This window comes from Allosphingosinicella sp., assembly GCF_036402135.1.
GTDB lineage: Bacteria > Pseudomonadota > Alphaproteobacteria > Sphingomonadales > Sphingomonadaceae > Allosphingosinicella.
This window is the reverse complement of the sequence record NZ_DASWTN010000010.1, coordinates 150,313-162,965: the sequence shown is the minus strand read 5'-3', so window position 1 is coordinate 162,965 and position 12,653 is coordinate 150,313. Positions and strand designations below refer to the sequence as shown.

Genomic DNA, 12,653 nt, shown 5'->3' with positions numbered 1-12,653 from the left:
TTCCAGAGCCAGAACAGGAGGCATTCATGGCAAGCCAAGGCAAGCAGGACGCGACCAAGCTTCTCGCGGAGGATCACCGCAAGGTGGAGGAGCTTTTCGAGCAATTCGAGAAAGCGAGCGGCGACGGACGCAAGGAAAAGATCGCGAAGCAGATCTGCACCGAGCTCAAGATCCACGCGATGATCGAGGAGGAGATTTTCTATCCGGCGCTCCGCGGCAAGATTGAGGACGAGGACCTCAACGAAGCCTATGTGGAGCATGACGGGGCCAAGGTGCTGATCAACGAGATCGAGGCCGGCGGCCCGGATGAGCAATTCTACGAGGCCAAGGTGAAGGTGCTGCAGGAGCAGATCGAGCACCACGTGAAGGAAGAGGAAAAGCAGCAGGGCAATATGTTTACCCAGGCGCGGAAGGCAGATGTCGACCTCGAGGCGCTTGGTGAGCAGATGGCCGCGCGCAAGGCGGAGCTGATGCAGCAGGCGGAAAGCGAAGGTCTGCCGCCGGCGATGCCAGCGACTTTGGAGACGATGTAAGGCATGGAAAGAAAGACTGCGATCATCACCGGTATCGGCGCGGCCTGCGCGGCCGTTGCGGGTTATTTCCTCAGCCGCCGGTTCACGGGCGGGCGAAGCGGAAGCGGCAGGGATTCCCGTTTCGCTCCGGCGCTCTCCGGACGGCGTCCGCTGGGCCCCGTCGGCGATAGCGGCAATGCCCGGCCGGCCGGCCCCGAAGCAATGCGCGACCCGCCGAAGAATTGGAGCAAGGTAGACGAAGCGTCGGACGAGAGCTTCCCGGCGAGCGATCCGCCCGCCGTCAATTCGCGGGTGGACTAGCCGCCGGCGCATCCTTGTCGGGACCGTCCCATCGTTTCGCGCGCCTGCCGAAGCTCGCGCATCGACAGCGCCGTCGCCGCGCCCCAAACGAGGTGCGCGCCGATCATCAGCAGGTTGCGGCGGCGGGGGTGCTCGGTTGCGGGCTTCAGGATGCGCGCCGCGGGTATCCAGCCCATATAGCTGGCGAGCCAGATACCGACGCCCGCGAGTGCCCCTCCTGCGGGGCCGGTGCGCGGGCTGATCGCGCCCAGCAACGATCCGGAAGCGGCGCCGTAGGCGAAGTGGGCTGCTGTGGTGACGTCCTTCGTCGCCTCATCTGGCAAGGCTTCGCCGCCCGCTGAGTCGATGATTTCGCGCGGCGTCAGCGGATAACGCTCTTCCGCCGGCAGCTTCTGATGCATGCGCCGCATCGCCGCCGTCATGGCTAAGGTGCCGACGAAACCGGCGATGCCTCCGATCACGAGACGACTGCCGAGACCGAGTTTCGGTTTGCTCAAGCCGTTGCCCCCAATTTTTGCGAGGACAAGAAGCGGGCGAGCACGTCCGTCTGCACGCGCAGGTCCGGCACCGCGACGATCTCCCAAAGCGCGCCGCGCGTCATGGGGCCGATCGCGTAGAAACTAGCGGACGGCGTTCCATCGCGACTGATCACACGGCAGCCTTCATCCACGTCGATGCCGATGCGGCACGGATCGGGACGAACGCGGCCTTCGCTGACGAGACGGTCCAGCAGCGTCTCGCCCGACCGCTGGATGTTGGCTCGCGGGCCGGTACAATTAACGATGCGGGCGGCAGTGAAGGTCTCTTCCTCCTCCGCCCCTCGCGGACGCCAGCTTACGCGCGCGCCATCGTCGCTCCGCTCAATGGAAGAAAGCTTGCCCGCTGCGAAACGGAGCCGCCCTTCCCTCTCCATCCCAGCAATCCGGTTCGCGATTTCCGGGGCGATGCGGTGACGGTGCACGTCCCACCACGGCCGGAGATGACGAAGGAAGCGCCGCCGCTCCTCAACGGTCGCGCCTGCCCAAAGCGGCTGGGTGTGCGGCCGAAGCTGATCCACCGCCACCTGCCACCCAATTGCTTCTCCCGTTCTCCGGACCTGACCGAGCAGCTTACTGAGGTCGGCGGCGAGCGGCTCCTGCAAGTCCGGAACGGCATGAGGCGCACGGTCGTGCGAGCGGGGGGCAAGCCCGCGCCGTGACATGGCGAGAATGATCCCTTGGAAACCTGCAGCATCCAGCATCAGCGCGGCATCGACCGCGGTTAGGCCGGTGCCGATTAGCAGCACCTGATCGTCCCCCGTCAGGTCAGCCGCGATGTCGGCGCTCCATGGATCTTCGACATAGACGCTCGGAGGAAGGTCGGCCGGTATGGCACGCGGCCGTTCCGGCGGCAGATTGCCGATAGAGAGGATGACCGTATCTGCTTCAATCTCGTCGCCGCTCCTGAGCTTCACGCGCTCCGCGCCATCTGTGGCGACCACACCGACCGCTTCATCGCGGACGATCCGAAGCCGGTCGCCGGGCGCACTGGCAAGCAGCTCCTCCAGATAGGTGCCGTAGATGCGGCGCTCGGCGAAGCTCGCGCCATCGCCCTCGCCGCGCGCTTCCAGCCAGGCGGCGAAATGATCCGGCTGGTCGGGAAAGGCGCTCATCCGTCCGGCGCGGACGTTGAGAAGATGGTCGGCATGCGGCGTGCTGTAGGCGACGCCCCGCCCCGGCCGGTGCGCCCGCTCGATCAGAGTTACGCGGGCATCGCCATGGCGGAGGAGGTTCAGCGCCTGAAGCGCTCCGGAATAGCCGCCGCCGATGATGGCGACCTGGCGCGGCCTCACTCTTCAGGCCCCTGATGCATCTCCTGCGGCACGGGATCGGCGAGGCTGAGATTGTCCAGAATGCGCGCCGTTTCGTCCCGCACCATCAGCATTACGCGATGCAGCCGGCACTTGTCCTCGCTGATGCAATGCTTGCAGCTTTCATAGGCGTAGCGGCTTGCGCAGGGCAGAAGGCCGAGCGAGCCGCGCGTCAGGCGGACGATCTCGCCATAGCTGATCTGCTTCGGATGCTTGGCGAGCCAATAGCCGCCTTCCCGGCCCCGCATCGATTCCACCACGCCCGCGCGCCGCATCTGCGAGAGCATCACGGTGAGAAATTTCGGGGGGATGTTTTGCGCAGCGGCAATCTCGCTCAGCTGCACAGGGCCTTCGCCGTAGCGGTCGGCCAGGTGGAGGAGCGCCCGCATTGTGTACCGCGTGCGTTGAGAAAGCATAAGGCCTCATAAGCCGGGCGCCTTCAGAAGGCCAGAGGAGGAAGTCTGCGTAGGGTGCGTCGGCCAGTGGGGCGCGGCTGGTCCGCCAGCAGATCGACAGGACACCCTTAGTCTGGTCATTGGCGACAGCGCGATCTGTGTCGTCGACGGCACCGGCGTCAGTCATTCGAAGGTTGCCGAAGCCAAGTCCGACAACACCCTGTCCATGTATGACGTGAAGGTGCATGTGCTCGCTGAGGGCGACAGCTTCGACTTCAAAGAGAGGCGCCTCGTCCCGGCCGACTAGGCGATACACTTCGCGAAGGCAGCAGCCGCGCCGAACAGGCCGGGCTGCTCGTGCGTGAGGATCTTGACCGGCATCGTTTCCATCATGCTTTGGAAACGCCCTTTGGCGACAAAGCACCCGGCAAAGCCAGAGGAGCCCAGCCGGTCCGCCAGCCGCAGGCCAAGCCCGCCCGCAATTACCACCGCCTTCGCTCCCTGTACTAGCGCTACGTCGCCCGCGACCGAGCCGAGCGTAAAGAAGAATCTTTCTAAGGCCACCGATGCAAGCCTGTCGGAACTATTGAGCGCGGCAGCCCAGAGCGCTTTATCGTCAACAATGGCCGTACTCTGCCCCTCACGCTCTGCTAGAGCGTCGTGGATGTTGCGGAGCCCAGAGCCTGACGCCAGCCGCTCCACCGACACCCGCCCGAACCGCTTCCGAAGAAAGGCGAGTATCTCGTCGTCGATGCTGTCAATGGGCGCGAAATCGATGTGCCCGCCTTCCGTTTCGATGACCTCATAGCCCCGCGGGTGCCGACGGAGCATCGCCACCCCAAGCCCTGTGCCAGGGCCAACGATGCTGATGACGCCTTCATCCGGAAGCAGCGCTTCAGGCCCGCAGAGATGCCTGAAATGCTCTTCTCCAAGCTGCGCGACGGCATGCCCGACGGCGCCGAAGTCGTTGATCAGAAGAAGGCGCTCGACGCCGATTTCTTCTTTCAATCGATCGGGGCGAACGATCCAGCCGTTGTTAGTAAGCTTCAGCATCTCCCCCTGCACAGGCCCGGCAAAGGCAATCGCCGCCGCGCGCAGCAACGGCCGTCCCGCTTCGCGTGCAAAGACCCGCCAAGCGACTTCCAGGCTTTCATGCTCCGCCGTCTTCAGCGTGCAAGCAGCACCAAGCTGAAGAACCCGCCCTTCCCTCACCTCGGCGAGAGCAAATCGCGCATGGGTACCGCCGATATCGACGGCGACGACTTCCCCATGGGCCGATGCGCCGGCGACATGGCTTCTGATCACGAGGTCGGACATAACCGCATATAGAATGCGCCGTTCTGCCCGCGGTTCACCTGCTCATCAAGCCACGCTACACTCCACAAAGGGACTATTAGCGGCTGCCGGGAGCTCGAATGACCTTCCAGATGGTGGACTGCTCAGACTTCCCCTCGTCACGGCGTCGTGGCGTGCCGAAGGCGAAGTGGCTGTGGTCTCCTTCATCGAGAGATTCTACGAGGTGGTAGCCTGCCTGTCGGAATGCGGCTTCGATTTGCGAATGCCTGATGCCGCCGCGGCGCGCGATGTCGATTGCGCGGCCTGAGAGGTGGAAGCTGTTGGCAACGCCGCCGACAGCGCGGTTGCGCGCCGGTGTCCGTCTGGTGCTTGTGACGGTTCCCCACTTCCTGCCCAACGCAGCCGCGGAGGTGAGATCGAATGCAGCTTTGACAAAAGGCTCCTGTGCCAGTTGCTTTGACGGCTGCGGCGACACCCAGCCTGGGGCCGTGCGCACTCCGAAGTCGGTACCTTGGCCGGCAACGGCAAGCAGTAGTGCCATCAGAGCCGGATCGATCACGCTTATTGTTCCTCGAAATGGCTCGCGACCCCATGACGAGCTCAAGCCCTAAATAGTATCGAATTGCGGCGGGTTTTGAAAGACGAAGCGGAGTATGTTCTGCCCTGATTACTTCCCGACGACTCCCCGGAGCCGTCCTTCGAGAGCGGCCATGTCTATTTGGGTGATTGCCGCCTTTTTGTCGGCGGACGACATTATAAGAGATATATTTCGAAGCAGCCTCACGACGAAGTCCGCGTCTCGAATATAATTTTCCACCTTAGGTAGGAGGGGGAAGTCCTTCGAGAGCGGCTCAATGCTTCGTCCAAGAAGCGCCGATGCCAGAAGCAGTTCCTTCGAAAGCTCCATCTCAAGCATGCTGAGGGTGGGCTTGAGCCTTCGAACGGGTGCGTACCTGTCTTTCCCAGCGTCACCATCCTCCGGGCTGTAATTTACTTCCGAGGATCGGAGTTGGGCCCTGCCCAGCTTGAGCAAGCGCAGTTTCGCATGGCAAAGCGGTTCATCGAAGCGAAGACCAACCCTATGTTCCTCCACTCTGGCGACCGTCGCTTGAACTGCAACTTGCATCCGCCTCAAAGTGACAGCCGCACCCACTTGGATGGAACACGGCACATCCACCAGCGCACCGGTGGTGGATATATTTCTCAAGCGTATCGGGACTGCCGTGCCCTCCACATCGAGACAGGCGGATAGCAGGGCGTGAGAGCGGTTGCTGCGACGAAGGTCGAGGGTGTCGGCTCCCGAGTGCAGCCTTTCGTGCTTCATCGGGTTCGGCCCTCCTCTTGAGGGGCAAAATGCTTGGCCAAGTAGCAGGATGAGATCTGATGGAAGAATCTTGCTCCCAGCCGTCCCTGCAGGGCCCAAACCACCAGGGCTTCGACCGAACCGATCACCGGCAAGTGGATGCTTATGCAGCTGCCGATGCGGACGAAATTCGGGCACTCGCCCATGAAACCGCCGGAGGAAATATCCTTCAGGAGGACCGGCATGGGCAGTGAGTCTTCGGAGAAGATCGTCGTGCGAAGGTGTGTGTAGAAGCGATCAGACTCGTGCTCAGTCTCGCCGCCAACTGCGTCGACCTGCCTGCTTGCCCAGTTATAAGCGTTCATTCTGCACCTCGACCCGTAAGGTCTAGCGAAGACGGGTTTAGGAATTGTTAAGCTATAAATATAGGTCAACAATAGATTTATTATTAGATATTTATATAGTTCGAGCTACTTGTAGCTTGATTAAAAACCAACGTACTATGTAAAAGAAAACATAGAAAACTTGAACTGGGGCGTATAATCCTCCCGCAAATGGGGGCAGGGTTATTTCATAATCAATCAGGTCGAGTGCTGGCAGCGGGAAGAGGCCTGCTGGCGGGCTGCTTTTTGTTGGCGTTCTGGTTTGATGCCACCGAATTCACGAGCGGGCCGGCCGTCGCCTATGCGCTGTTAGGATGGTATGCGGCCTTGTCGGCAGCCTACCTTATCGCGACGTGGAACGACTGGTGGCTCGAGCGGCGGCTGGGAGGTCCAGCCCACGCCATGGACCTCATTGCCTTCGCTTCCCTTGTGGCTTTGACGAACGGCTATACCAGCCCCTTTTTCCCGTTCTCGATCTTCCTGATCCTGTCAGCGGCATTGCGCTGGGGTTGGCGAGAGGCCGCCCTCACCACGATACTCGTCGCTCTCCTTTATCTTCTGGCGAGCCTCTGGACCTGGATTTGGGCAGGTCAGAATTTCAGCCTTCCGCACTTCATCATCGGCGGTGCCTATCTCACCGTCTTCTCGGCGCTTATCCTGTGGTCGGACAGGCGTCAGAGGCAGCGGGAAACAGCACCTGCTCTTGCACCAGATAAGCTTTCCAACGCCGCGCTTGCCGAGCAGGCTGCAGCTTATGCGGCCGAGCAGTTAAATGCGCGTCGATGCATCTTCGCCTGGTGGGAGAGTGAAGAGCCCTGGATCAATGTTTCCGAATATGACGAAGGTCTATCTTCGCGCCGTCGTTTCAGCCCGAGAGAGATGCCTTGCATTCTTCATGCTTCCGCGCCTTCCAGGATATTCCTTTTCGACTGTCGTCGAGGGCGTTTGCTCGCTGCTTCGGGAGGCGTCAAAACGCTGCTGAGTCGGCAGACACCTTTCCACCAAGCCTTCGTCCAGCAATTTGCGATCGCTGAAGGACTGCGCATCCCGATAAATGCAAGCCAAGTTCAGGGCGAGCTGCTGGTCATGGGAGCGGCCACCTTATCATCGGACGCCCTGGAACTGGGCGAAAGCCTGGCCAGTTCGATCTCGGCTGCGTTCGAGCGCGGAGCCACGCTTATGCGGTCTAGCGAGGCGGCGGTCACCAGCGAGCGCCTCTTCCTTGCCCGCGACCTCCACGATAGCGTGACGCAATTCCTCGCAGGCGTTTCCATGCGCCTTGAAGGCATCCGGAAATCGGTACCGAACAATCCTGGGGTCGAAGAGGAACTCGACTCACTGCAGGAGGAGTTGAAGCGGGAGCAGAAAGACCTCCGAAACTTTATCATTGTCCTCCGCGGCGGCAGAGGCATCGCGCAGATGGGCAACCTGTCCCAGCATCTTGAGAGCCTTACGGCCCGTCTCGCCCATCAGTGGCATATCAACTGCATTTTTCGCGCCGAGCACCCAACCATCCAGGCCCCGGCTGCTCTCCGGAGAGCTGTGGATCTGCTTATACGCGAGGCGCTGTCGAATGCGGTGAGACACGGAAAGGCGAAGAACCTCTCCGTGAGGGCACAATTGTTGGACGAGCGCCTGCAGCTAGAGATTGCAGACGATGGACATGGTTTTCCAGTTCACGGCGATTTCAAGGACGCGGAACTTCGGGCGCAGCGGATAGGCCCGTGGTCGCTTCATGAGCGTGTACAGGAGAGCGGCGGTAATCTTCATCTCAAGTCAGGCGGAAAGGGATCCTGTCTTACGATCAGCCTACCCCTGAAAGCCGCCTGATGGTCCGCCTTCTCCTTGCCGACGACCATCCGATCATCCTTTCAGGTGTGCAGGCAGTACTGCGCGGCACCAACTATGAAGTCGTAGCGGCATTGCACGATGGAGCTGCGGTTCTCGATTTTTTGGAAACGGAAACTGCCGACCTGCTGCTGCTCGATGTGCGAATGCCCAAGCGGAGCGGCCTCGACATTCTTCGCATCTTGCGAAGCCGGAGGGTTCCCGCGCCCGTGGTGCTGTTGACGGCGAACGTGGAGGATAGCGACCTAATAGAAGCGATCCAGACGGGAGTGAACGGCATCGTCCTTAAAGAAAGCGCGCAAGAGTTGCTTCTGGAATGTCTTGAGAGGGTACTCGCCGGAGGCCGCTGGATCGACAAAAACCTTTTAGAGAGGGCACTTGATGCCGCTGTCACCGAACCTCCGAGGCCGAAAGGGGCAAGGCTATCAGCGAGAGAACAGCTAGTCATGAAGCTTGTCGCTGCGGGCCGCCGCAATCGCGAAATCGCAGACGAACTCAAGATCACTGAGGGAACGGTGAAGGTCTATCTTCACCGCCTTTATCAGCGCATGGGGGTGAGTAACCGGACAGAGCTTGCAATGCACGCACGTGATTTGGGAGTGAGCTGACGAGCTCGGCAGACCTCCTTGTACGACATCATTCCAAATGCAGTCCGGCGTGGAATGCGATCTGCAACGCCTCGGATGAATTTTTGACGTCGAGCTTCGCCATTAGATTAGCCCGGTGGATCTCGACTGTTCTCGGGCTGATGTTGAGACCATTGGCGATATTCTTGTTCGATTGTCCCTTGGACATCCCGATCAGGACCTGACGCTCCCGCGGAGTGAGAGCCATCAGCGCGGACTTTGCCCGGGCGGAAGAGTCAGGCTGCTCCAGAGACGATTTTTCTAGGTCGGAGAAAGCCTCCTCAAGTGCGCTGAGCAGTTTTGCTGCCTTGAACGGTTTCTCGATGAACTGAACGGCCCCCGCCTTCACCGCCGATACCGCTTGGCCAATGTCGCCGTGACCGCTGATGATGACGACCGGAAGATTGATGCCGTCGTCCCGCAGAGCTTTCTGCAATTCCAGTCCGCTCATTTCAGGCATGCGGATGTCGAGGAGCAAGCAGCCCGGCTGCAGGTCGGCACCCTTCTTCAGAAGTTCTGTGCCAAGTTTATATGTTAACACCTCATAACCCGCTGACGACAGCAGGGCAGAAACGGCATTACGAACAGCCTCGTCGTCATCGACGAGGTGAACCAGCTTCCCCGCGCACGCTCCGGCAGGGGACTGACTTGAACGTGATCGCGACGTCCTCAAAGTGAGTGTGTCGTATCATGAAAAGGCATTCAAGCCTAAATCAGTTTTAGTTCGCCACGACGACATAGTGTAAGTATCGAGTTTCGCATGAGTTAGAGCGCAAAGGAGCCTCGGCTGATGGACAGGAGGTGGCCTGTTGGGTCCGTTCTGGACAGGGTTCTGCCATTTGTCGCGGCGATTTCGCTGGTGGTGCTCGGCTATGTGCTTCGAAGCCTTTTGCAACCCGCACTGGGCGATCGCTCACAATTCATCCTGTTCGTTCCAGCGGTGCTCCTCAGCGCCATTTATCTTGGCCGTCAGCCGGCACTTCTAAGCGCCATTCTGTCGTTGTTCGCCGGTGTCAGCCTTTTCCCCGCAGCCGTCGTCAACACCACTCCCGCACAGGTCCAGGCGCTTCTGTTCATCATAGAAGCCTTCGGCGTCGTATGGTTGGCGGAGCATGTGGCAACGGCGCGACGAACCTCGGACCAACATAAGCAGGAGGCCGAAGAAGAGGCGCGTATTTCCCGTCAAGCGAGTGAGAGCTTTGACCTGCTGCTCCAGGGCGCGAGGGAATACGCGATCTTCATGGTGGATGAAGCGGGCAAGGTATCGCTTTGGAACAGCGGCGCGCAGCGCATGTACGGTTGGGAGGAAAAGCAGATTTTAGGGAAGCCCAGCACCACCTTCTATCCTGCGGAAGAAGCTGCAGCGGGAAAAGCCCATCAGGATCTCTTCTTGGCTCTGCAGCAGGGTTCTTATTCGACCGAACATCTCCAGGTGAGAGGAGACGGATCCCGGTTCCTCGGCGAAGTGACGATTACGCCGTTAAAAACCGGTAGCGGCCAATTGCGCGGTTTTGCAAAGCTCGTACGAGACATAACCGAACGGCGTGCCTTGGCGAGCGCGCTTGAGCGGCGGGAGCAGCATCTGCGCTCCATATTGTCGACTATTCCTGACGCAATGGTAGTGGTGGACAAGACAGGCTCGATCAGCTCCTTCAGCGCGGTTGCCGAACGTCTCTTCGGCTATGCGGAGGCCGATGTCGTCGGATCCAATGTGTCCATACTCTCGCCTCCGGAATATAGGGATTACAACCAAGCTCTCGTTTCGCACTATATCCAGACGGCCAACGAGGCCATCACCGCCGCTCCTCATTATCTAAGAGGCTGTCGAGCCGACGGTACGACCTTTCCGATGAAGCTTACGATTTGCGAGGTAGCGACGGAGGAGGAGCTCTTATTCACGGGCTTCGTAGAAGATCTCACCGAGAAAAGACGCTTCGAGAAAGAGGTCGAACGCCTCCAATCCGAATTGACGCACGCCGCTCGCCTGACGGCGATGGGCACCATGGCGTCGACGCTTGCCCACGAGCTGAACCAACCGCTGACCGCGATAGCGAGCTTTGCGGAGGCGGCGGAGTTGATGCTGGACAAGCCTGACGTCGATAAGAAGGCGGTGAAGCATCTTCTCCGCGATCTTTCCGCTCAATCATTTCGCGCGGGTCAGATCGTCAGGCGGTTGAGAGACTTCGTTAAGCGGGGGCATGTGAGGCGGTCGGACGTCAATTTGACATCTCTTATCGACGAGGCGGCTACCCTTGCCCTGATTGGAACACGAGAAAGAGGGATCGAAACGAGCTTCAGCTACGAACAAAAGCCGGTTCACGTTCTAGCGGACAAGGTCCAGATACAGCAGGTGCTGATCAACCTTATTCGAAACGCCATCGAAGCGATGGAGAACTCTGCCGTTCGAAAGCTCACAATCAATACCGCCAGCGCTGGGCGGGATATGGTTTGCGTGAGCGTGTCGGACACGGGGCGGGGTCTCGACAGCGAAGCCGCCGCACATCTCTTCACAGCCTTCGAAAGTTCTAAGCCGGATGGAATGGGGCTAGGTCTCTCGATCTGCCGCACGATCGTGGAAGCCCACGGGGGGCGGATCAACGTCTCCCCTGCGGATAGTCAAGGCACGAAGTTCGAGTTCACGCTGCCATTGTCGAAACGGTCACGGGACGCAGCTAAAATTTAGAAGCTTCGTTCTGACCGATATCCATACGGCTAATGCGCGGGTTCTTCTCTCACCGAAATCCTGAGAACTTCAAGCAGGTCTTGCTCGATGCGCAGGCCCTCCACAGATACGATCTTGCCGATAAGGTGATCCACGTCATCATGCAGCTGAAGCCGCCAGAGAGCGCCCTCCGCCACCTGCAAAATGGCTCCGCCCCTTTGGCGGAGCAGCATTCCGGATTGACGCTGAACTGCCCCTTCAGTCACTTCGGACCTCTGCCTCGATTGTTGGTATCGCGGTTGGAGAAGCGTAGCTCGTCGCTGCAAGCCAAATGGCGGCTGCGGCGATGGCGACGCCGTAAGGTACCGACGTTCGGCGAAGGGCGCGAAGGCTGGTCTCCTCGGTCGCCGTAGCCAACAGCCGTATCGTGACAGCAGCCATTGTCACCCCTGCACCAACGAGAGCTACCCCAAGGATAAAGGTTAGGAGCTGCCAAAGATCGAACCACAACGCCGCGGCCGCCAACAGCTTCACGTCCCCTCCGCCCAAAAGGCCTCTGGTGAAGAGCCATGTTCCCACGGCAAGCGTGAGCACGAATGACAAGATGTGCTGCCACCAATCCCCCACAGACATGTTCAGCAAGACGAAGAGGAGGGCAGCCAAAAAGGTACCTGCCGAGACAAAGTTCGATATTCGGAGCGTGAAAACGTCCTGTAGCGCACCGAGAAATAGGAGGGCGCAAAAGGCATAAAGCGGAAGGATAGACGCGTTCATTAGCGGTTTTCCACCAGCCGGAGATTGGCTTCAGCTTTGGCAAAGTGAACGTCACTGACCTTCAATGCCTCTACGAGCAGCGTCTTTGCCGCCGCAGGGTCGCCGTGCAGCCAGGCCGCATAGCCCGCATTGTTGAGGCGGCGCGCCCAATCGGCGGAACGTTCGCCTTGCCTTCGCTTGGGGGTAGCGCCTTTCAAGGCTTCCGCAATCTCAAGGTTGAGCGCAGCCTTCGATCTGACGCGCGCATCCGCAGATGCTCTTCCGAACGCGTCTGCGGCCTCCTCGTAACGCTGCTGGAGCAGGAGCGAATAACCATAATTGTTCCAGATCGCCCCAGAAGCTGAGATATGCAGGGCCCGCTTGTAGGCAGCCTCGCTCGCCGCCCAATCCTTCTTATGATCGAGACATATGCCAAGACCGTTCCAGGCTTTTGAGCCCGCATTCGCAAGCGATGTCGCGTGGCCAAGCCAGTGGCACGCATCCTCAAGCTTCGATAATTTCAAAGCGGCGAGACCGGCTCCGGTAGCGGTCCTCGCGTTTGACGGATCGTGCGCGGCAAGGGCGGTGTATCTAGCGAGAGCCTCTTGATAGGCGCCCTCTTGATAGAAGAGTTCCGCCCAAAGTAGCGGCAACCCAAGGGCTTCCCAGCCTTGTTCCGCCTTCTCCAACATTTTTCTGGCTTGT

16 protein-coding genes are annotated in these 12,653 nt (G+C 59.9%); 5 read left to right on the top strand and 11 right to left on the bottom strand.

Features of this window, described 5'->3' with window-relative positions:
- The first annotated feature begins 26 nt into the window (after positions 1-26).
- Together VGD10_RS03565 and VGD10_RS03560 are read left to right on the top strand one after the other, a co-directional pair.
- Complete coding sequence (locus VGD10_RS03565) at positions 27-533, top strand: hemerythrin domain-containing protein (protein WP_331039414.1); 507 nt, start codon at positions 27-29, stop codon at positions 531-533.
- A gap of 3 nt (positions 534-536) precedes the next feature.
- On the top strand, positions 537-833 hold the full coding sequence (locus VGD10_RS03560; RefSeq protein WP_331039413.1) for a hypothetical protein: 297 nt from the start codon (positions 537-539) through the stop codon (positions 831-833).
- On the opposite strand, the gene VGD10_RS03555 is transcribed toward VGD10_RS03560, so the two are convergent.
- The 7 genes from VGD10_RS03555 to VGD10_RS03525 all read right to left on the bottom strand — a co-directional run bounded on the left by VGD10_RS03555 (position 830) and on the right by VGD10_RS03525 (position 6,041).
- Entirely contained in the window at positions 830-1,330 is a 501-nt protein-coding gene (locus VGD10_RS03555; RefSeq protein WP_331039412.1) for a hypothetical protein, read from the bottom strand. The two genes, VGD10_RS03560 and VGD10_RS03555, sit on opposite strands and share 4 nt — an antisense overlap.
- Positions 1,327-2,664: an FAD/NAD(P)-binding protein gene (locus tag VGD10_RS03550; RefSeq protein WP_331039411.1), complete on the bottom strand. Its 1,338-nt coding sequence runs from the start codon at positions 2,662-2,664 to the stop codon at positions 1,327-1,329. Before VGD10_RS03550 ends, VGD10_RS03555 begins: the two co-directional genes overlap by 4 nt.
- Positions 2,661-3,098, bottom strand: a complete 438-nt coding sequence (locus tag VGD10_RS03545; RefSeq protein WP_331039410.1) for an Rrf2 family transcriptional regulator — start codon at positions 3,096-3,098, stop codon at positions 2,661-2,663. Before VGD10_RS03545 ends, VGD10_RS03550 begins: the two co-directional genes overlap by 4 nt.
- Positions 3,099-3,380: 282 nt before the next feature.
- Positions 3,381-4,394, bottom strand: a complete 1,014-nt coding sequence (gene glk / locus VGD10_RS03540; RefSeq protein ID WP_331039409.1) for a glucokinase — start codon at positions 4,392-4,394, stop codon at positions 3,381-3,383.
- Between the two features lie 76 nt (positions 4,395-4,470).
- Positions 4,471-4,932, bottom strand: coding sequence for a D-Ala-D-Ala carboxypeptidase family metallohydrolase (locus VGD10_RS03535; RefSeq protein ID WP_331039408.1), 462 nt, complete (start codon positions 4,930-4,932; stop codon positions 4,471-4,473).
- A gap of 108 nt (positions 4,933-5,040) precedes the next feature.
- Complete coding sequence (locus tag VGD10_RS03530; protein WP_331039407.1) at positions 5,041-5,697, bottom strand: PilZ domain-containing protein; 657 nt, start codon at positions 5,695-5,697, stop codon at positions 5,041-5,043.
- Complete coding sequence (locus VGD10_RS03525) at positions 5,694-6,041, bottom strand: PilZ domain-containing protein (protein WP_331039406.1); 348 nt, start codon at positions 6,039-6,041, stop codon at positions 5,694-5,696. The genes VGD10_RS03530 and VGD10_RS03525 overlap by 4 nt, the downstream gene beginning before the upstream one ends.
- A 225-nt stretch (positions 6,042-6,266) precedes the next feature.
- Between VGD10_RS03525 and VGD10_RS03520 the strand changes: the two genes are divergently transcribed.
- Positions 6,267-7,889, top strand: a complete 1,623-nt coding sequence (locus VGD10_RS03520; protein WP_331039405.1) for a histidine kinase — start codon at positions 6,267-6,269, stop codon at positions 7,887-7,889.
- On the top strand, positions 7,889-8,515 hold the full coding sequence (locus VGD10_RS03515) for a response regulator transcription factor (protein WP_331039404.1): 627 nt from the start codon (positions 7,889-7,891) through the stop codon (positions 8,513-8,515). The genes VGD10_RS03520 and VGD10_RS03515 overlap by 1 nt, the downstream gene beginning before the upstream one ends.
- A gap of 28 nt (positions 8,516-8,543) precedes the next feature.
- Here the strand turns inward: VGD10_RS03515 and VGD10_RS03510 are convergent, their stop codons facing one another.
- Positions 8,544-9,149 (bottom strand): response regulator transcription factor, encoded by a 606-nt coding sequence (locus VGD10_RS03510; protein WP_331039447.1) that lies wholly within the window; start codon positions 9,147-9,149, stop codon positions 8,544-8,546.
- A gap of 174 nt (positions 9,150-9,323) precedes the next feature.
- On the opposite strand from VGD10_RS03510, the gene VGD10_RS03505 reads away from it, so the two are divergent.
- On the top strand, positions 9,324-11,216 hold the full coding sequence (locus VGD10_RS03505) for a PAS domain S-box protein (RefSeq protein ID WP_331039403.1): 1,893 nt from the start codon (positions 9,324-9,326) through the stop codon (positions 11,214-11,216).
- A 29-nt stretch (positions 11,217-11,245) separates the two neighbouring features.
- Here the strand turns inward: VGD10_RS03505 and VGD10_RS13335 are convergent, their stop codons facing one another.
- The 3 genes from VGD10_RS13335 to VGD10_RS03495 are packed head-to-tail and all read right to left on the bottom strand — an operon-like array spanning position 11,246 to position 12,640.
- Positions 11,246-11,428, bottom strand: a complete 183-nt coding sequence (locus VGD10_RS13335) for a DUF5818 domain-containing protein (RefSeq protein WP_414639497.1) — start codon at positions 11,426-11,428, stop codon at positions 11,246-11,248.
- Positions 11,429-11,453: 25 nt separating this feature from the next.
- Positions 11,454-11,969: an A24 family peptidase gene (locus tag VGD10_RS03500; protein WP_331039402.1), complete on the bottom strand. Its 516-nt coding sequence runs from the start codon at positions 11,967-11,969 to the stop codon at positions 11,454-11,456.
- Positions 11,969-12,640, bottom strand: a complete 672-nt coding sequence (locus tag VGD10_RS03495) for a tetratricopeptide repeat protein (RefSeq protein WP_331039401.1) — start codon at positions 12,638-12,640, stop codon at positions 11,969-11,971. Before VGD10_RS03495 ends, VGD10_RS03500 begins: the two co-directional genes overlap by 1 nt.
- Between the last annotated feature and the right edge of the window lie 13 nt (positions 12,641-12,653).

Coding starts and splice junctions, on each gene's coding strand:
- VGD10_RS03565 (WP_331039414.1), top strand. CDS start 27: ATGGCAAGCCAAGGCAAGCAGGACGCGACCAAGCTTCTCGCGGAGGAT.
- VGD10_RS03560 (WP_331039413.1), top strand. CDS start 537: ATGGAAAGAAAGACTGCGATCATCACCGGTATCGGCGCGGCCTGCGCG.
- VGD10_RS03545 (WP_331039410.1), bottom strand. CDS start 3,098: ATGCTTTCTCAACGCACGCGGTACACAATGCGGGCGCTCCTCCACCTG.
- glk (WP_331039409.1), bottom strand. CDS start 4,394: ATGTCCGACCTCGTGATCAGAAGCCATGTCGCCGGCGCATCGGCCCAT.
- VGD10_RS03530 (WP_331039407.1), bottom strand. CDS start 5,697: ATGAAGCACGAAAGGCTGCACTCGGGAGCCGACACCCTCGACCTTCGT.
- VGD10_RS03525 (WP_331039406.1), bottom strand. CDS start 6,041: ATGAACGCTTATAACTGGGCAAGCAGGCAGGTCGACGCAGTTGGCGGC.
- VGD10_RS03515 (WP_331039404.1), top strand. CDS start 7,889: ATGGTCCGCCTTCTCCTTGCCGACGACCATCCGATCATCCTTTCAGGT.
- VGD10_RS03505 (WP_331039403.1), top strand. CDS start 9,324: ATGGACAGGAGGTGGCCTGTTGGGTCCGTTCTGGACAGGGTTCTGCCA.
- VGD10_RS13335 (WP_414639497.1), bottom strand. CDS start 11,428: ATGCTGCTCCGCCAAAGGGGCGGAGCCATTTTGCAGGTGGCGGAGGGC.
- VGD10_RS03500 (WP_331039402.1), bottom strand. CDS start 11,969: ATGAACGCGTCTATCCTTCCGCTTTATGCCTTTTGCGCCCTCCTATTT.
- VGD10_RS03495 (WP_331039401.1), bottom strand. CDS start 12,640: ATGTTGGAGAAGGCGGAACAAGGCTGGGAAGCCCTTGGGTTGCCGCTA.